The sequence below is a fragment of the Pantoea sp. QMID4 genome (genome assembly GCF_030270445.1).
GTDB lineage: Bacteria > Pseudomonadota > Gammaproteobacteria > Enterobacterales > Enterobacteriaceae > Pantoea > Pantoea vagans.
Genome location: NZ_BSXL01000001.1, coordinates 654,111 through 673,556, shown reverse-complemented (window position 1 = coordinate 673,556; position 19,446 = coordinate 654,111). Strand labels below are relative to the sequence as shown.

Here is a 19,446-nt window from a genome sequence, read left to right as displayed (position 1 = left end):
ATTCAAACAGGAAAAAAATAGCATAGGAAGCGCATAACCAGCGATATTTAGCGCGGCTGAAGCGGGCGGCAACCCGCAGCAACCGCTGACCACAAGCAACTATCGAGGAGTTGATTATGGCTGACACGCATCATAAGCCAGAGACCCGCACGGCCACAACCGCCGCCAGTGAAACGCAGGCGCATTATTACAAAGTGGGATACCGGCCTAATAAAGGCCAGCCGAACCCGCTGCCACAGCTGACCATTAAAGGCCGCTGGCTGGAAGCGCTGGGATTTACGACTGGGCAGAAGATCGAGGTGATGATCACCGGGCCGGGGCAGTTGATCATCCGGCTGGCAGCTGAAGGGTAACTGACTGATAAAAAAGTAATCCCGGCGCGATGGCCGGGATTGCTTGTGGGTTTTAGAATATTATTTCTCTGGGTTGATATATGTATATCTATTATCAATTTCCAGACCAAAATCATTGGCTATTTTAAGCATTTGAGAATATTCATCTTTAGTAATCACAATATCATGATCAGCAATGTGATCACATATTGTTTCGAAAGCTAATATATTCTCTGAGAACCCAATATACTCAAGCGCAAAATCAATCAGAGAAGGATCCAGCCGATCCTTTAATCCTTCGCCCAATGATTTAATTTTGTCATTAATATCCATTGTATACACTCTATTTCTTAATCGGTTTTAATGTTGGAGGCGTCGGATTGCTATCCGGGAACGCCGTTACTATTTTCCCGCTAGCTGGCTCGTATACCACACGAACTATAACACCATCTTGCTCCGACCATGCAACCCATCTTGCTGGTTTCCCGGCCTTTGTATACGCTTCTCCCGTTCCAGTCTGGGCAAACCACTGGGTATCAGGAGAAGTAGCGATATCACCTACCACATGAACAACCTTGTCTGCTGACCAGCTTTGAGGGAAGACGGTTTTTCCTGGATTGCCGGGATATAGATGCCCCCCCTGCGTGGGACTATCCCCATATAAAATATGTTGTTTCGCTTCCGGTGAAAGAATATCAACATATTTTTGGTTTTCAGCAGACAAACCAAGATCCGCACTCTTAGCAATGGTTAAATATGCCTTAGCTGCAACATATTGTACCAGTTTCGCTTCACTTGCCGGTATACCACTGGCCAGTATTTCCGCTGCTCTTTGCGGAGTCATTTCTCCGTCAGCCGTCAGAGCACTGACCGGCACTCCAAAGAATTCAGCCCACGCGATCAACAGTCCTTTAGCAGCATCCTGTCCTTCCGGCATATCTCCCTGAGCAGCTTTAGCCAGAGCCGCAGATATTTCGTCCGCAGATGCGCCGCTTTGTATCATTGACGTACCTAGCGAAGTCTGAGCTTGGGCATAGTCAGCCATTCCCTGTCCAAAATCCCCCGGACTCAGCGCGTTATTCTCAACCGCATTTTTACCCGCAACCGCGCCCTGAATCCCACCTTCAACAGAACCAGAAGCCACTCCCGCCGACAATTGCGCAGCCAGCTGGCCGAGCGCGCTGACAACCTGCTTTTGTTCCTGCGTCAGTTCGCTGGCTTGCTTGCCGGGATACATTGAGTTGAGGATAGATCTGGCCATCAGCTCGCCACCCGCAGCACCCGCTGCACCCGCTGTTGCGTTGTTCCCCGCAAGCTGCGCCAGTACGGCACCCGCGACCGCGTGAGCCATGGTGTTAGCCAGGACGTTAGTCTGCTCCTGTCCGTCAACAAATGTGCTGGTAGCGTGCTTAATTTCATTGGCGATATAAGGCGCCATTCCACCTGCTGCGGCTGCACCCAGGTTACTTGCGCCAAGGCCTCCAAGAACGCCTGTAACTGCTGCTGCTGCCATGGAATAGCTGCCGCCTGTGCCCCACTTTTCTGCAACGGCCTTATAGCCGGGATCATTTACGATTAAAGTGTTTAATGCATCGGTTGAATAACCAGCAAGTTGCGGGTTAGCTTTCAACAACCTTTCTCTGGTTTCATCTTCAGCAGCCTGCATTTTGTAGCTGCTGACATCGCCTGCTACACGCTGACCCAGCTCCTGAATTCCCTGTGCGAACTCAAGCTTGCGTGCGACCTTATCCTTGTCGAATATCTTGTCGATATGGCCGTTGGCGTTGTCGGTATCTCTGCTCAGGTCTGCGACGTTCTGTGTCTGTGCCTGACCGTTACGTACCGTGATGGTACCGTCCGCCACGGCTGCACGGGTGGTGCCGGATGCACTGCCCTGAGTATTGGCAGAAGTCGGGATCGCACTGCCCGACATTTTATTATCTTCGTTACCCCCACCCATGCTGATGGATGAGCTACTGGCTTTGTAAGAAGCGTGGTTGTCGATGTCAGACCAGCCCAGAGTACCGGTGGAGAGCGCATTGTTCGCTGACTGCGCCGTTGAGGCGATGACCGCGCCATTCAGCTGGGTGTGGTTGCCAACATAGATGTCATAGCCGCCATTCCCTGCAAACAGGCCGCTCTGATCGCCGACGCTGGCGTACTCACTGTTCACTTTGCTCTGGCTCAGGCTCAGGCCAGCGGAGCCGGTCATACTGCCGAACGTAAAGCTGAAGCCACCGCTGGCGCTCTGCTGTTTGCTTTGATAATCATCGGTATCCTGCAGGCTGGTCATCGTCAGATCATGACCAACATCAGCAACAATCCGATTACCCAGGGCCTGCGCCCCAGACAGCACGGTATCGTTGCCGCTGCTCAGGGTGAGGTCATTGCTTGCGTTCACACGGCTGTTGACGTAATCGGTAGTTTTGCCGTTCTCCTTTCCGCTGGCCATAAATCCGCTGGCCTGTACGCCAATGCCTGTTTCTTTACCTATCGCGACATGAACGCCGCCACTCCAGCCAGACGCTTTATTGCTGCTCTTCTGTTCGGTGTTATTGGTTGCCGCCGTGAGGTTAAGATCGTGCGCCGCAGCAAGCGTGACATTTTTGCCGGTAATGCCGCTGCCCGAGAGTGTAATATCACCGCTGCTGCCGTTAGCGCCGGTCGCCACCACGGCAATATTGCCGCCGCCATTGAGTGAACTACCTTTTACAGCATTGGCGTTATATTCCGATGAGGATTTACTCTTACTCGCGCCGACGCTGAGTTCAATTTTAATCCCTGCCTGGTTCATATTGCCGTTTGCCAGAGCCTGGCCGGACTGCATGGCTTTTCCGCCCGACATCGCCCAGCCACTTTCCAGAGCTTTTACCGCACCCAGGGCTTTAAGGCGACCGTCGCCCGCCTCGCTGGCAGATTTTGCCTGTTCTCCAAGGCTTAATAAGGCATCGGTAATTGGGCTGGTAAGCTGAAGGGTTAAGCCGCTTTTTTTCTGTTCATACACCTGACGACGACTGACAAGATCATTGCCCGTATCAATATCAACGGAGCCGCCAACCACGCTGATATCTTTTTTAGCGATGACATCTGAGCCGCTGATGTGGGCATTATTACCGGCGATCAGCGTGACGCTACCGCCAGTGCTGCCTACGGCGCTGGCGCTCTGGCTTTGGGTAGTGCCGTCGCGATTAAGCTGCTGACGAGTAGAAGCGCTACCGAAGGTCACGCCGATACTCCCGCCGCTCATCATGCCGCTCTTTTTGGTCTCTTTGAGGCTATAGCTATGCTCCTCTTCAGTGGCCGCGGTGATTGCAAGTTCACGCCCGGCCTTTAGTGCAACATTGTTATCGCCTACAACGCTTGAACCCGTCACGCCCAGATCGCGTCCGGCGACGATCGTGACATTATTTCCACTTAATGCCGAAGACTGTTCAGTTGTTGCTGAGTTTTCATGAACTGTGTGTATGGTTTTTTTAGAGAAAAGCTTTTTCTTAACTTTTGTATCTTCGTCGTAGTGATAATCGCTTTCGGTTGCCGTAGTGATAGCCACGTCGCGTCCTGCCTGGACAGCAAGATCGCCTCGCGCATCCACTCTCGCCGCTTCCGCGATCATATCCCTACCCGCTTTAACCGTCGTACTCCCACCGCTAGCAATTTCAGTGCCCTGCTGGCGTACTGACTCATTAATCTCGATCTTCTTCCCGGATTTGTAGCTATTACCAGAACCCGTTTCAGCCGCCAGCAGATTGACGTCATGTCCTGCCTGTAAGGTGACGTCTTTGTCTGCGGCAATGCCTGCCGCCTGACTATTAATATCGCGTCCGGCCTGAAGGGCTAAATCGCCGCCACTGGTCAGCGTCGTACGATCCAGACCGGTTGAATGGGTTTCACGTTTACCCTTCACATCATTCTGGCTGGTCGACGCGCTGTTGAGATTAAGATCGTTACCGGCTGCCAGCGCCGCGTTTTTACCGGCATTGATGCTGCTGGCGGTGACCGTCAGATCGTGACCCGCCTGCATCGCCATGTTGCCGCCTGCGGCGATCTGGCTGCCGACCGTGTTGACTGTGGTTGTGCTGGTCGCATCAACTTTTTGCCAGCGATTTCCGGAACCGGATTGCGCGCTGCCAGTGACGTTCTGATTGCCGGTAATAGCAATATCATTCCAGGCGTTCAGCAGCAGATCGCCACCCGCTTTGAGGTTTGCGCCAGTGACAGCAATATTATTGCCCGCCTTGAGGCTCAGTGAATCCAGTGAAGTGATGCTCGCCGTTGGCCCGAACAGAGTTTCGGTATAGGATTTCTTCGCACCCTTATCGTTGTCAGCATCCAGATGCCAGAGCTGCGACGTAGTCAGGTTGTTGATATCACCGTTAAGACTCTCAAGCTCAACCTTTTTACCGCTGATAGTCGCGCTGACGTTGTTAATATCGTTCAGTGCGCTAAGTTGCAGGTCACCACCCGCATGGAGCAGACCGGCGTTGAGGTTACTGAGCGTATTCTGGCTGTCGATGGTCAGATCGTTTTTGGCCATCACGCTACTGCCGGTGTTGGTGACGTTCCCGCCGTTCAGCGTCACGTTGTTCCCTGCAATGACGCTGCCATCGCGCACTTCTACATCTTTAGTCGACAGATAGAGCTTTGGCACCATTACCGTTTCGCCGTTGATCGTGGTGGCTTCCCACCAGACCATGCTTTTGTCTAACGAGGCGAGTTGCTCAGCAGAGAGTGAGACACCAAACTCCAGTCCCAGCGACTGCTGCGCCGCCGCCGCGTTGTCCATCAGGTAGCGCATCTGGGCAAGATCGGATCCCAGGCCATTGATGTAGCGATTACCGGTCTGATTCAGTACCGCATTACTGACGTAGCGGGTATCAAATGCCGCATCACCGAGAAAACGATAATCATAATCTGGCTTCAGGTTCAGGCGATCGAGCATGTACGAGGAGCCAAGAAAAGCCTTCTCGTCGGTATACTGAGGACGTGTTTCCTGTAATGGCGTGGTAGCGGGCTGATTGCCCAGTTTTGCGTTCAGCTCGCCGAACAGGCTCTGATCCAGCTGGCCCAGACCATTGAGTTTAGGATTGACGGTAATCAGATAGCGGCTTGAGGGGTTGGTTGAAATCACAAAATAGCCATTGTCGCTGGCAGGTACCGGGTAGGCACTACTGTCAACGTTTTTCGCCTGATATGACTTGAGTGACGAAGGTACAAGTGACCCACTTGCATCTTTGAGTACGCCCGACGAACCGAGGTTGGCATGGCCTTTCTGAGAAACCGCGTTTTGGGTCAATGAAACATTGTTATCGCTCGTTGTGTCCAGTTGACTTCCGCCGATAATTTGCTGAAGTGCATTCTGCAGCTGATCTTTCCATTCAGGCGAGTTAACAGCCATTTTATCGGCCGAGCTGAACGATTTGTTCTGTACCCCACCGCTGATTGACTGCTGGCTGAGGCGTGCTAATCCTGGTGTCGCTAACGTATTGATCGTTCCAATGACGTGCGAGTCACTGGAAGTATTACTAATGTTCTGGCTAAAAACAGCATCAATATTGTTACCTGCCTGAATAACGCTTCGGTAAACGTTGCCGCTTCCGGTGGTTTCGAAAACCGGACTGCCATCAAGTGTATAGTTAAAGGAACTCGATGTAGCGCCACCGTTATAACGGTAAATCTGATAAACCGTTGTCGTACCATCCGTCCAGCTTTGGTTATTCAATTCAGTCCCTGACAGCGCCATATTATTACGTGCAAGCAAAGAGGAGGCGGAATTATCCAGTTGTGCGGCCTGCACATTCAGGTTTTCCCCGGCCGCAATGCGACCTGCTCCTCCGCTTGCATTTGCGGTTACCGCGATGGACTGATACGCAACTTTTTGCACCTGGACATCAGCATTCGGTGCATAGCTGTATGTCTTGGTCTCCCAGTCATCACCATGTCCGTGATGTTGTTGAGTCCCACTAACGTATTTGTAGTAATCACTGGGTTTAAACCATGAGAACGGAATCCTGACATTTGTTCCCTTAGCCCATGACGGGGTAGCAAGCTGAGTTATCCCTTCATGGGTACTCAACCCATCCCGCGTATTCAGCAAATGTCCCGTATTAATTGTAATATCGCCATCCTGCGACTCAATGGTGCCGGAAGTATTGATTACTTCGCCGTTAGCATTCCCCGCGGCATCCCCCTGAAGCCACATGCTGTTACCGGCCAGCACGTCGCCGCGCTGGTTTTTAATACTGTTAGCAAACAGCGAGAGATTATTACCCGCATAGAGCAGCGCGGTGTTAACGATGCTGCCCGGTGCACTGAGGGTCAGATTGCCCAACGTACCCGTAAAACCATCAACAGTGATGTCACTGCGGCTGTTCAGGGTGATATTACCGCCACCCTGCAGACTGCCATTTCCGTTCATGGCGATGCGGTTGCCGCTTAAGGCACTGTCACCCGAACCGGTAGTGAGCTGACCATTATTGGTGAGATCGCCGCCTGCACTCAGCGTCAGGGCCCCGCCCTGCATCGTGCCCTGGTTATCTATCGCGCCATTGCTGCTGACGGTGAGTCGTCCGCCCGCCGCCAGTACATCGCGACCGGTGAAACCATTCGCGATCTCCAGCGTGGCGTTGCCCAGCGCCACCACCTGACCGCTCTGATCAAAGCCGTTGCTGTGAACCAGCAGGTCACCACCACTGAAAAGGCGACCACTACCTTGCTGACCGACCTGAGCGGCCATCACACTCAGCCGGTTGTTACCCAGTAGCGTACCGCTGTTATTTAGCTGCTGATAATTAACCTCAAGGTTGCCGCCCTGGGCTGTGCCCTGGTTGCTGAAGCCATTGCCGGTCAGCGTGCCCTGACCGTCGGCCAGCAGTGTGCCGTTGTTGCTGGCATTGGTCGCATTAAGAATGAGCTGCGACGCCTGTAACCAGCCGTTGTTATTCAACTGCGGCGTATTGAGTGTCTGCGCGCCACCCGAGAGCCACCGGCCATCATTTTGCGTTAAACCGGTTATCGTCGCGACACCGTTGCCACTGCCCTGAATCAGGCCATAGTTAAACAATTCGGGTCCGGTCAGCGTCAGGGCGTTTTGGGTGATCAGGGTACCGCTGCCACCGTTGGTAATACGTCCACCCGCATTGACCAGCAGGCTGTTGTCACCCTGTAAACGCCCGTTGTTATCCACTGCACCCGAAGTGATCTGCAGGTCGCCGCCCTGCACGCGTCCGGCATTATTGAGCGAGGATGCCTGAAGCGTCAGCCTGCCCGCGCTGAGCAGCGTTTTATCCTGCTGCTGGGTCAGAGCACCGTTAAGGCCCACCGTCAGCGCCTCGACACCGGTCACGGCGCCGTTATTGTTTAAGGTGTCACCACGCAGCGTCAGGTTTCTGGCAATCCATTCGCCCTGATTAGTCAGCGTCAGCGCCTGTAGCGCCGCCGTGCCATTCGCTGAAATTTTGCTGCCCGCGCCCGCAGCAAGGCGGTCCGCCAGAATCAGTTGCAGCGCATCCGCACTCTGGATCGCGCCATTATTGGTCAGTTGCCGTGCATTCAGCAGGATCTGCTGACCCTGCCAGCTGCCGTTATTCACAACGTCATCGCCGCTGATGTTCAGCGTGCCCTGCGTCAGCAGCGATCCGCCCTGATTATTGATCAGCTGACGTGCTGGCGCGGCCAGCGCCCTGAGCAGCATTCGCCCGCTCACCTGAGGCATTGCCGCAAACGTTAATGCCTGCAACCCAATCAGGCTGCCCTGATTAATGACACTGCCGGGAGTGATAGTCAGAGTTTTACCCTGCACCGATCCGCTGTTATTCAGCGCGGCACCGTTTAGCATCATCGCCCCTTCACTGAGCAGTGAGCCGCTGTTGTTCAGCGTGCCAGCCGCAACCTGGGCTTTGTCCTGACTCAGCAGAGAGCCGGTGTTATGCAGTTCATTGCTGATGCTGACGTTCAGATCTTTGCTGCCCAGCAGCGATCCCTGATGCAGCCAGTTATCCGCAATGATCGTTGCCTGCTCGCCCTGCAGCAGCCCTTGGGTGTTGATCTGGCCTGCATTGAGAGTCAGTGTTCCGCCGCTCAGCGTTTTGCCACCGGCAGATTGCGTGATGTTATCAGCCTGAGCAGTCAGCACCGTATTGCCCTGTAACAGACCGTCGTTGTTCAGGCTGGTGGTTTGAAGCCCCAGTCTGTTCGCCATCACTTTGCCGCTGTTGCGCAGCGTGCTGGCGTTCAGGTCGCTTTCTCCCAGACTGACCAGCGAGCCACTGTTGATCAGATCGCTGGTGATGTCAGCGCGCAAGGCGCTGATGCCATTGATGCTGCCGCGATTGGTAAGTGAATCCAGCGTGACGTCGAGTTGCTGACCCTGCCAGCTGCCATCATTGGTCGCACTGCCACCGCTGACGATCAGCCGATCGCCGCTCAGCAGTTGCCCATTGTTGTGGTTGAGGTTCTGAGCAAATCCGAGATCCAGCAGCGCGTCGCCCTGTAGCAGCCCACCGTTTTCCAGCGTATTGCCGCTGGCGCTAAGTTGCTGTGCCGCAATCTGACCGCTGTTACTGAGAGTTTGTGCCTGCAGATCGGCCTGCTGACCGGTCACGATCTGCCCCGTCCCGCTGTTCATCAGCGTATCGCCAATCTGAAGAGTGAGGTTGTCACTCAACAGGCGTCCACTGTTGTTGAGACGGTTGCCGTTGACCGCAAGCTTACCGTTAACCTGCAGCAGCCCGGCGTTATCCAGCTGATCTAAGGTCAGCGTCAGCGGTCCTCCGGCGATCAACTGCGCGCCATTGAGGTTATGCAGTTGCTGATGATCCAACAGCAACGTGCTGTTGCCCTGCAGCAGTCCGGCGTTGCTGAGCACTGGCGCATGCAGGCTGAGGTTATCCGCCGCCAGCTTGCCCTGATTATCAATCTCTGCTGCCTGCAGATTCATCTGCTGCTGGCTAAGCAGACTGCCGCTGTTGGTCAGCGCACCGTTAATCACAGCGGTGAATGCTTTTCCGGTAAGAACGGTGCCGTCGTTCTGCAACGTCCCCGCGTTTAATGTCATCTCCCCGGCCTGCATTGCGCCGTGGTTATTCAAAGCAACAACGTCACCGTCCAGCGTGCCGTCACTGAGCAACTGGCCGCCCTGCTGATTGTCCAGCTGGCTGCCCTGCAGCGTAATCTTTTGATTTCCCTGAATCAGGCCGCTGTTGATCATATCGCCGCGCAGCGTTAGCGCCTGCGCAATCAGCCAGCCGCTGTTATCGGTGTGGTCAGATTTCAGTGTGATGCCCTGCTGCCCCAGAATTTTGCCGCTATTGACCAGTGTATCGCTCTGCAGATCGGCGTCAGTCTCACTCAGGGCATTGCCGCTGTTCTGCCAGCGGTCAGCATTCACTGTCAGCTGCTTGCCCTGCATCAGTCCGCTGTTCTCCAGCGTCTGCTGTTTCACCCCGAGCTGGCCTGCGCTCAGCAGCGTGCCGTTGTTGGTTAACGTGTTGCCCTGCAACGATAAAGCCTTGTCGCCCTGAACCGTTCCGCTGTTAGTGATCTGACTGACATCACTGTTCAGCGTGCCGGCAGCCATCATTCCCTGATTGATCAGCGCATCGCCCTGCAACCGGAGCTGATCATCTGCCAGCAATGTACCGCCCTGCTGATTATGTAAGTTTTTGAGTGTGGTGCTCAGGCTGGCAGCGTTGATCTCTCCGCTGTTGTTCAGCCGGTCGCCTGTGACAGTCAGTGTTTTGCCGCTGGTGATCAATCCGCTGTTATTGAGCTGCGGCAGCGCGAGGGCAAAGTCGTTGTCAGAGCTGATCGTACCCGCAGCCAGGTTATCCAGCTGACCGGTATGGAAGGAGAGCAGCTTAGTGCCCTGCAGCAGGCCGCTATTCGTGATTTGCCCGGCGGTGAGAGTCAGATTAAGTGCAGTTAATGAACCTGTATTGCGCAGCTGCGCGCTGTTCAGGATCAGGGCGTTCTGACTGCTGATGGCGCCCTGATTTTCCAGCCAGCCACGGGCGGTCAGCTGCGCGTCACCCCGGGCCGTGAGCGAGCCGTTTTGCTGCAGCGTATCGGCGTTCATCACAACATCGCCATGACTCATCATCTCGCCGCTGTTAATCAGTGTCGGGGCATCAATTTGCAGGCGCTGACTGACCATATTGCCGCTGTTGCTGAAGGTGTCAGCGATATTAAGCGCTGCATTCCCCTGCGCGGAGAGCGTGCCGTCCTGATTCAGACGATTAGCGGTGAGCAGGGCATCGCCGCTGCTGATCATTTTTCCGCTGTTGTCCAGCGTGCCGCTGGTTATATCCAGGCTGTTTCCGCTCAGTTCACCGCTGTTACTTAACCGATCGACAACTTTCAGCTGCAGTCTGCCCTGGGATGAGAGCGTTCCATCCTGCTGCAGGATGCCAGAGGTAATATCTGTCTGCTGACTGCCCAGCATATTCCCGCTGTTAAGCAGCGCTCCACTGTGGATCTTCAGACTGCTCCCGCTTACTTCACCGCTGTTGTTCAGCGTGCCGGTAACGTTAAGCTGGTTAGTGTTGCTGGCTGAAAGAGTGCCGCGCTGCTGCATGCTGTCTGCAGTAATCAGCGCATCGCCAGTGCTTAACAGCTTGCCCCCGTTATTGATTGCACCACTTTGGACGTTCAGGCTGCTGCCACTGATCTCACCGCCATTGCTGAGCTGTCCGGCAACGACACTGTTGTTACCCTGAGCCAGTAACATACCCTGCTGCTGCAGCGTGCTGGTGCGAACCTGCAGGTCACCCTGACTAATCAGGCTGCCACTGTTGACGATCTGCGCGGCCTGAAGATCAAGTTTTTTAGCGGCGGTGAGCTGACCGCTATTCTGTAACTGCGCGGTGGCAGAGAGTTGCATCGCGTCTGCCGCACTGCCGCTGCTGCTGTTATCAATATCCAGAGTGTGGCCACTGAGACGGGCAGTCTGGCCTGACGTCAGGCTGCTGCCTTTAAGCGTTATCTGGCCCTGACTGTTCAGGTCGAGGGCCGTGTCGCTACCCAGTTTTGCGCCCGTTAAAGCAATATCCTGCTGCGCTGTCAGCGCGACGTTGCCCCCGGCTTTATGTTCTCCCTGCAGGGCGATACTGCTGCCTTTTGCCGTCAGCGTGCCGCTGGTCAGGCTATTGTTGATGCTTAAGCGACCCTGCGCATCCAGCACCATATCGCCCTGCCGGGCATTCAGATTGCCGAGATTGACGCCGACGCCGTTTTCGCTGGAGACCAGATGAATGCGGTTGGCGTACATGCCACCCAGCGCACCGGTATCGACGGCGACGGAGGGCGCAGCACCCTCGTCCGCAATGGGTGTCACGCTGCCATCTGCGCCAACCCGGTTTGTGCCCAGCGTTACATTGAGATCCCTGGCATGAATGCCCGCGTTGATTTCTGTTGCGCGCGCGATGATCGAAACCGCATCGGCCTGGCTGCCATCCAGCCCTTTACCCTCAATGCTGATGGCACCTTTGGTCACGTCCAGCGACTGCAAATTGCCCTGCGCATCCAGCTGCGGCTTACCGGTGGTCAGCGTCACGTTTGGCGTATTGATAAAGCCGCAGCCGTTGCAGGTGATGCCGTAGGGGTTGGCAACCATAACGTTGGCCGCTTTACCCGCCACTTCGGTGTAGCCCTGAAGCTGCGAACGATTGGCCCCGACCACCTCGTTAATGATTGCCCGCGCTTCCTGTCCCGCTTTCAGATTCGGGTTGTTCTGGATGAGTCCACCGAGTTGCGTCTGCGTTAACCGGTCGGTCGCGTTATTCAGGATCAGCCCTTCCTGGCCGACGTTGTAATTCTGATACTGGTTGTGCGACAGACCTGACGCATTTGGCGTCGCGATATTGATAACCGGCACGCCATTACCGGCGGCATCGACCTGGGTACCCTGTGTTGCAGGCGTAATCACAGCCGAGAAGGCAGGCAGCAGTGGCTGAAAAGCGATCAGTGAGCAGATGAGATAGCTCAGCAGACGACGCGGCAGTGAAAGCGTTAATTGATCATCCATAATCGGGGCCTTTATTTAAAAAACGAGTCCAATACGCGCGTACACACTGAGGCGATCAGGCGCAAGGTAATCGGGATAGCTGACAGGAATGCCCAGCGACAGCTGAGTGGAGACATGCGCATTTCGGGTACCCAGTCCGAGGGAGCTGCCCCACAATGTGCCAGCGGCGTAGCGATCCTGTTTTTCGCTCTGAAGCCATCCACCATCCAGCGCCAGCGTGGTACTGACCTCGCCAATGGCTGGCAGGGTAAACAGCGTGTAGTTGAGTTCGTTGCGCAGGTAGCCGCCAACATCGCCGGAAAGGTATTGTTCTTTGTAACCCCGAACCGAGTTCTCTCCACCCATCGTCAGACGTTCGCTGCCATAAAGCCGATCGGGCGACCACTGGGCGTACAGACTACTCAGCCACCACATTTTCTGCGTCACCGGCCGCTGATAGCTGCTGCTGATACTCCATTTGCGGAATTGAGCTTTGGGGATAGCGTCATTTTTACCGCTGTCGCTTTCGGCATCAAACCAGGGCATCCCGCGACTCAGCATCGGGTTAAGCGTGGCCACCCCGCCTGCGACTTTTTGTGTGTGGTTAAAGCCGATCTGCAGACTGGTCAGTTTGCGGCTGCTGCTTTGCAACAGCGTCTGGTTCAGCCAGTTGTGGCTGACATAGTGGCTCAGCCCGAGCTGAACGCCGGTTTTGATTTGCCCGTTGCGGAACAGCACCCACGAGCCGCTGAGACGATTAGAGATGTTATCGCCGTTGCTATACCAGTCGAAATTATTGGCGTTAAAGCGGCTGTGATAATTGCTCCAGCTATAGCTGTAATCCAGCAGCCCATAGCCATAAGGCACGCTGACGCCCGCCTGGAAATTTTGCGCATCGCGCCAGTCGCTGAACGCACTGCTGCGACCACCGCTGACAAACCAGCGATCGGCAATACCCAGCAGGTCATTACCCACCAGCGAGGCGGAAAGCTGACCAGTGCCTGTCGTTCGCTGGCCGCTGTTGTCCATATTCAGCCCCAGCGTCAGCGGGAATTCAGGGGTGCTGGTCAGATTGACAATGGAATAACCGGGCTTAGCTGACGGGATGATTTCAATCTGAACCGGTGTGGTACGCAGCCGGTTTATCTGTTCCATACCCTGTTCAATGTCGCGTAAATTTAAAATGCGACCGGCACCGGTCGGGAATGCCATTTTCAACTGACGTGAACGGTCACCCTGCAACCGAATTTCTTCCAGCCTTCCCTCAAGCACGGTAATCGTTAAAATCCCGTGAGACAGGTTCTGTTCTGTCAGGAAGGCCCGGCTGGTGATATAGCCGCGCTGGACATACCATTCTGATATCACGCGCACCAGCTGATTAATGCGCGCCAGACTCAGACACTGATTGATATAAGGCGCGACAAGTTTCGCCTGCTTATCTGGCGTAATTAACGTGGCCTGTTGCAGGGTAATCTGGCGGATATCGAAGCAGGGACCATGAGCAGGAACTGGCACTGATTGTTGTAGCTCAACCTGATGCGCCTGCGTTAACGCGTCGCGCTGCTGCTGATCCTGTTGCAGACGCTGCTGCTGCTGATTCTGAATAAGATCAAGGTCACCGGGCGTAACCGGCGCAGCCATGAGATTGCTGATAAACAAACTGGCTCCGAAAACCAGCCACTTCCCTGTCTGAGGCATTTTCATCGAAGTATTAACGGCACTTATTGTAAGTTTTGTGTAAGGACAGGCGTGCAGACTACCACCTTAACAATCAGAAGTTCCTTATTGACTTAAAAAAAATATGTAATTGCGAAAAAAGTGAAATTATCGGTAAATAATTAATCCTTAAATCAAATTCACAACTGCCCTGCAACTTTTGCAGGATGCAGCTCTTTTTGATTGTTAAAGGAATGAAAGTATTGTCCTGCATGCATAACTGTTTATTCGCGCAGGATTGTTGTTTCTTATAGCAGAACGGAGGTATTAACAGGTTTAAACGCAGTGATGGCGATATCTTCATGTTCAGACATGAGAGTTCAGATGACACTCTGCCTTAAAACGCAAAAAGGCCCGCAAAGTAGCGGGCCTTTAACCGGATAACACACAACAACCGTTATTTTTCATGGTAACGATGCACTGCCGGGTAATATTCCAGTCCATACAGCTGGCTCAGTGGCAGCAGTAGTTCGACGTTAATATCATGCACACGCTCACTCGCCACAGGGCCGCTCAGCAGCTGTTCAAACCAGGCTATCAGTTTCTGTTTCATCTCGGGATCTCCGCATCAGTTGATGCCCTGAGTAAACCCGCTTATGCGCCCAATCAGAACCAAAAATTTCTGCGCTGCTTATGCCGAAAATGGTATAACGCGCCATGCCTGGCCAATCATCATCATCATTAGCCGCCGCCTGACACCGGCTGCTCAAAACATTTACTGCGTTATCAGTGTCACCCAGTTCGCACCTTTACCAGCTGGCGCTTCAGCAACGCGTTTCAGTTCGCCGCTGGCGGGATCGATGGCGTAGCTGCCAATCACCGCACTCTTCTCTCCGCTGACGATCAGCCATTTCCCCTGCGCATCAATTGCGATACTGCGCGGCTGTTTTTCAACCGGCCAGCTGCCGATGAGTGTTAACTCACCCGACTGCTTATGGACCCGATAGCCGCTGACGGTGCTGGAGGTGCGCTCGGTCACATAGATAAATTCCCCATCCGGCGTGATTTTAATGTCTGCCGCCCAGATGCGCGGCGTCGGATCGCTGTAACCCGCAGGACGTTGCTCGCCATGCTGCAGGTTATATTTCTTCGCCACCGCGTTGGGCCAGCTTTTCAATGGCGTCAGCGTACCATCGTCCGCACGCCGGAACTGCGTAATGGTGCCGCTCATCTCAGCAAGGTTATAGAGGAAGCGATTATCTGGCGAAATCACGGAATGCCGTGCGCCGCTGTTCTTCTCTCCCTGAACAAATCCCGTTCCCAGCGAAGTAATGCCCCCGTCACTGGAGAAGGTATATTGAAGCACCCGATCCGCGCCAAGGTTGCCAACATAGAGCGAATGATTACTGACGTCAGTGATCACCGAATGGGCATGCGGCCCGGTTTTCACTTCGCCCGTAACCTGAGTCGTCACAATGCCTTTGTCATCAATCCGGTTGCTGGTGACGATATCGCTATCATAGGACGCGGCCAGCAGGTAGCGCCCGCGCTTATCGGTAGTGATCCAGGGAAAGCTGGCCGTAACCGGCGTCACCGCCAGTTTCTGCAGATCACCGTGTGGACGGGTGACACGCCAGCTGATGATTGCGTAAGGCGGCGAGCGCAGCGCACCATAGAGATGTTTACCATCCGGGCTGGCCGCCAGCGGCATAATCTTTTTCCCGGCGGGCGTATCGCCCCGCCATTGCAGGCTGCCATTCGCCTCGCTGAGCTGATAGCGGGATACCGTGCCGGATTCGGCATTCGACACATAAACAAAGGTTGTCGCCCACAGCGGGGTGCTACACAGCAGCGGCAGAAGTGCCAGCGCCGTTTTTAGACGGATCATAGGGTCACCTTGATAAGTAGTGTCTGCGTCAATGCGCAGCAGGAATCACGCTAACTCTGTCTGATAATACTGGCTTTGTGCAACTGACTGAAATTATAACGGAAAGCCTGGAGATGTGACGGAGATGTTATTTTTAAAGGCGAGGTCTGAGAGGTGACGCCTTCCCCCGGTGAAAGGAGAAGGCATATACATGCTGCTACCCGGTTTTCGCGATCATTTTATAGTAGCGGTTAAGCCACTTGCCGCTGTTAAGTCGCCACCAGAAGAAGATGCCACGCACCGTCCAGTCAAGGAACATCCCCAGCCAGACGCCCGTGACGCCCATGCCAAGCTGAATGCCCAGCAGATAACCGACCACCACGCGCGCGCACCACATGCTGAACATCGACACATACATGGTATAGCGCGCATCGCGTGCGCCTTTAAGTCCCGCCGGCAGCACCCATGACGCGGCCCATAGCGGCATAAACAGCGCGTTCAGCCAGAGCAGATGCTTCGTTACATTGATCACTTCCGGGTCGCTGGTATAGAACCGCGCCAGCAACCCGGCCAGCGGCACCGTCAGCAGCGCTATCGCGCTCAGGCACGCCGTCGCCAGCCAGAAAACATGCCGCACCTGACGCTCCGCCTGGAAAACCTGATTTTTGCCCAGACGGGTACCGGTGATGATGGTTGAGGCTGAACCCAGCGCGTTGCCCGGCAGGTTGATCAGTGACGCGACCGAGAACGCGATAAAGTTACCCGCAATCTCACTGGTGCCCATGCCTGCCACAAACACCTGGGTCAGCAATTTACCGCCGTTGAACAGCACCGACTCAATACTGGCAGGGACGCCTATACCTAAAACTTCCATCAGAATGCTGCTGTTCCAGCGCCGGAAATAGCTCGACAGTGTGATTTTCAGCGAGGCGTTAAAGCCGATCATCAGCACATAAATCACCGCGATCGCCCCGATATAACGGGTGATGGTCAGACCCAGTCCGGCACCGATAAACCCTAAACCGTCCCACGAGAAGCAGCCATAGATCAGCACACTACTGATGATGATATTGAGGATGTTCATGCCGCCGTTAATCAGCATCGGGATTTTAGTGTTACCCGCGCCACGCAGCGCCCCGCTGCCGATCAGCGTGATGGCTGCCGCCGGGTAGCTCCAGGCAGAGGTCTGCAGATAGCTCAGCGCCAGCGCTTTAACTTTGGGTTCAGCCGCTCCCGCAATCGCATCGATAATCAGATGGCCCCAGAACTCAATGGCGATCACCAGCACAAAGGCGAGTATCGTCATCATGGCCAGCGATTGACGCGTGGCGGCGCGGGCGCGCTTGCCGTTGCGTTTTGCCAGGCTGAACGCCACCACCACAGTGGTGCCAAGATCGATAGCCGCAAAGAACGAGATGATCACCATGTTGAAGCTGTCGGCCAGGCCAACGCCCGCCATCGCCTCTTTGCCCAGCCAGCTGACCAGGAAGGTGCTCAGTACGCCCATCAACAGCACACAGGCGTTCTCGAAGAAGATAGGCACTGCTAATGGCGATATTTCACGCCAGTAGAGCGTGCGATAAGAGCGGCGTTTCGGGTACCACGCCGTGCGCTTGATCGCCTGCATCACTGCTACGCCGGGATTTTGCAAAGGATTACCAAATCAGAAGAGACTGACGAGATCTAATGATGATAGTGGGCAGAGAAATATGCAAAGTCTTTCCGGGACAAATTATTCATGGTTACAAACTTTTTAGTTCAGATTCGGCAGATTCTGCCCCGCCAGGCTGACCGCTGTAGCAAACCTGATTATTTCCGCGACGTTACGACCAGCCGTCATCACGGTGCCACTGGCTGCGCTGCCTCTCCTTTATCATTTTGAGCGCAACAGACACGGCAGTATCGCCTTTTTCAATCATACAGATTTCCTTAACAGATTTTTGTGATGCGCGTTCCGGCTCAGCGCCGTACCGGTCAGATTACGCGCGTCGTTAGCGCAAAAAAAAGGCGATCGCAGATTCTTCACCAATCTCTGCAACAAACCCGCTAAGCTTGGGGCAAATCGCGGAAAAAAATGGAAGGAGAAACCATGCCGACACTACGGAAAAACCTGACCAGCCAGCAGGCACTGGATGAACTTGAACGCCTGTACGATGGCGCTGTTGATGCGCTGCGTGCGGCGATTAAAGTGTTCACTGAAAACGGAACGCTGCCCGATGCCGCGGAACGGGAAAAGGGACTCTTTGTTTACCCGGAGCTGCGCATCACCTGGCACGGTGAAGGTCCGCAGCAGAACCGCACGCGTGCCTGGGGCCGCTTTACCCATACCGGCAGTTACAGCACTACCGTTACCCGTCCGGCATTACTGCGCCACTATATTTCAGAACAGCTGGCGATGCTGGAAAAGGAGTATCAGCTGGAGATCGACGTGGTGCCGTCCAGCCAGGAGATCCCCTATCCTTACGTGATCGACGGTTCCGATCTGTCGCTGGATCGCACCATGAGCGCCGGTATTGCGCGCCACTTCCCGACCACCGAGCTGTCACAGATTGGCGATGAGACCACCGATGGTCTGTTCCACGCCGACGCCAAATTCCCGCTGTCGCACTTCGACGCGCTGCGCACCGACTTTTCGCTGGCCCGCCTGCGTCACTACACCGGCACCAGCGTAGAGCATTTCCAGCCGTTTGTGCTGTTCACCAATTACACCCGTTATGTGGATGAGTTCGTGCGCTGGGCAATTGAGCAGGTGCGCGATCCCAATACCCCTTACGACAGTTTGGCCTGTGCGGGTGACGTGGTGCTGACGGCCGACACTGCCAACAGCGAGTCGATGCTTTCTGATCTGGCGTGGAAGAAGCATCAGATGCCTGCCTGGCATCTCACCTCACCTAATCGTCGCGGCATCACGCTGATTAATATCGGTGTCGGCCCGTCGAATGCCAAAACCATCTGCGATCACCTGGCGGTGATGCGTCCGCACGCCTGGCTGATGATTGGCCACTGCGGCGGTCTGCGCGAGAGCCAGCGGATTGGTGATTATGTGCTGGCCCACGCCTATCTGCGTGACGATCACGTACTCGACAGCGTGCTTCCGCCAGACATCCCGGTGCCAAGTATTGCCGAAGTGCAGCGCGCACTGTATGACGCCACCAAATCGGTAAGCGGCATGCCAGGCGAAGAGGTGAAGCAGCGCCTGCGTACCGGCACCGTGGTGACCACGGACGATCGCAACTGGGAGTTGCGCTACTCCGCGTCGGCCCTGCGCTTTAACCTGAGCCGTGCGGTAGCGGTCGATATGGAGAGCGCCACCATTGCCGCGCAGGGGTATCGTTTCCGGGTGCCGTACGGCACGCTGCTGTGCGTCTCCGACAAGCCGCTTCACGGCGAGATCAAACTGCCAGGTCAGGCGAACCGCTTCTATGAGGGGGCAATTTCAGAACATCTGCAGATTGGTATCCATGCGGTTGAGCTGCTGCGCGCCGAGGGCGATAAGCTGCATTCGCGTAAGCTGCGGACGTTTAATGAGCCGCCTTTCCGGTAGGTGTATCGCCGCTGGCTCGGGGAGGTTTGTTCGCTGCGCGAACGGGCTG

Annotated in this window: 8 protein-coding genes; 2 read left to right on the top strand and 6 right to left on the bottom strand. The window is 55.0% G+C overall.

Annotated elements, in window-relative coordinates; translation table 11 throughout:
* Positions 1 to 116 precede the first annotated feature (116 nt).
* Complete coding sequence (locus QSK07_RS02905; protein WP_285720399.1) at positions 117 to 353, top strand: SymE family type I addiction module toxin; 237 nt, start codon at positions 117 to 119, stop codon at positions 351 to 353.
* Between the two features lie 60 nt (positions 354 to 413).
* Here the strand turns inward: QSK07_RS02905 and QSK07_RS02900 are convergent, their stop codons facing one another.
* The 6 genes from QSK07_RS02900 to QSK07_RS02875 all read right to left on the bottom strand — a co-directional run bounded on the left by QSK07_RS02900 (position 414) and on the right by QSK07_RS02875 (position 17,480).
* The gene (locus QSK07_RS02900) at positions 414 to 665 is read right to left on the bottom strand and encodes a MafI family immunity protein (protein ID WP_285720398.1); all 252 of its coding nucleotides are present in this window, start codon (positions 663 to 665) and stop codon (positions 414 to 416) included.
* Positions 666 to 675: 10 nt separating this feature from the next.
* Positions 676 to 12,351: a hemagglutinin repeat-containing protein gene (locus QSK07_RS02895; RefSeq protein ID WP_285720397.1), complete on the bottom strand. Its 11,676-nt coding sequence runs from the start codon at positions 12,349 to 12,351 to the stop codon at positions 676 to 678.
* A 15-nt stretch (positions 12,352 to 12,366) separates the two neighbouring features.
* Positions 12,367 to 14,034 (bottom strand): ShlB/FhaC/HecB family hemolysin secretion/activation protein, encoded by a 1,668-nt coding sequence (locus tag QSK07_RS02890; protein ID WP_285720396.1) that lies wholly within the window; start codon positions 14,032 to 14,034, stop codon positions 12,367 to 12,369.
* A 409-nt stretch (positions 14,035 to 14,443) separates the two neighbouring features.
* Positions 14,444 to 14,599, bottom strand: a complete 156-nt coding sequence (locus QSK07_RS02885) for a hypothetical protein (RefSeq protein WP_010670871.1) — start codon at positions 14,597 to 14,599, stop codon at positions 14,444 to 14,446.
* A gap of 162 nt (positions 14,600 to 14,761) precedes the next feature.
* Positions 14,762 to 15,874, bottom strand: coding sequence for a lactonase family protein (locus tag QSK07_RS02880; RefSeq protein WP_285720395.1), 1,113 nt, complete (start codon positions 15,872 to 15,874; stop codon positions 14,762 to 14,764).
* Positions 15,875 to 16,070: 196 nt separating this feature from the next.
* Positions 16,071 to 17,480 (bottom strand): EmmdR/YeeO family multidrug/toxin efflux MATE transporter, encoded by a 1,410-nt coding sequence (locus QSK07_RS02875; protein WP_275223156.1) that lies wholly within the window; start codon positions 17,478 to 17,480, stop codon positions 16,071 to 16,073.
* Positions 17,481 to 17,942: 462 nt separating this feature from the next.
* Here QSK07_RS02875 and QSK07_RS02870 point away from each other — a divergent pair, with 462 nt between their 5' ends.
* Positions 17,943 to 19,397 (top strand): AMP nucleosidase, encoded by a 1,455-nt coding sequence (locus QSK07_RS02870; RefSeq protein ID WP_033783426.1) that lies wholly within the window; start codon positions 17,943 to 17,945, stop codon positions 19,395 to 19,397.
* The last annotated feature ends 49 nt before the right edge of the window (positions 19,398 to 19,446 follow it).

What these genes read in the sequence shown, in the direction of transcription:
- QSK07_RS02895 (WP_285720397.1), bottom strand. Translation starts at nt 12,351, where the DNA reads ATGGATGATCAATTAACGCTTTCACTGCCGCGTCGTCTGCTGAGCTAT.
- QSK07_RS02875 (WP_275223156.1), bottom strand. Translation starts at nt 17,480, where the DNA reads ATGCAGGCGATCAAGCGCACGGCGTGGTACCCGAAACGCCGCTCTTAT.
- QSK07_RS02900 (WP_285720398.1), bottom strand. Translation starts at nt 665, where the DNA reads ATGGATATTAATGACAAAATTAAATCATTGGGCGAAGGATTAAAGGAT.
- QSK07_RS02905 (WP_285720399.1), top strand. Translation starts at nt 117, where the DNA reads ATGGCTGACACGCATCATAAGCCAGAGACCCGCACGGCCACAACCGCC.
- QSK07_RS02890 (WP_285720396.1), bottom strand. Translation starts at nt 14,034, where the DNA reads ATGAAAATGCCTCAGACAGGGAAGTGGCTGGTTTTCGGAGCCAGTTTG.
- QSK07_RS02880 (WP_285720395.1), bottom strand. Translation starts at nt 15,874, where the DNA reads ATGATCCGTCTAAAAACGGCGCTGGCACTTCTGCCGCTGCTGTGTAGC.
- QSK07_RS02885 (WP_010670871.1), bottom strand. Translation starts at nt 14,599, where the DNA reads ATGAAACAGAAACTGATAGCCTGGTTTGAACAGCTGCTGAGCGGCCCT.
- QSK07_RS02870 (WP_033783426.1), top strand. Translation starts at nt 17,943, where the DNA reads ATGCCGACACTACGGAAAAACCTGACCAGCCAGCAGGCACTGGATGAA.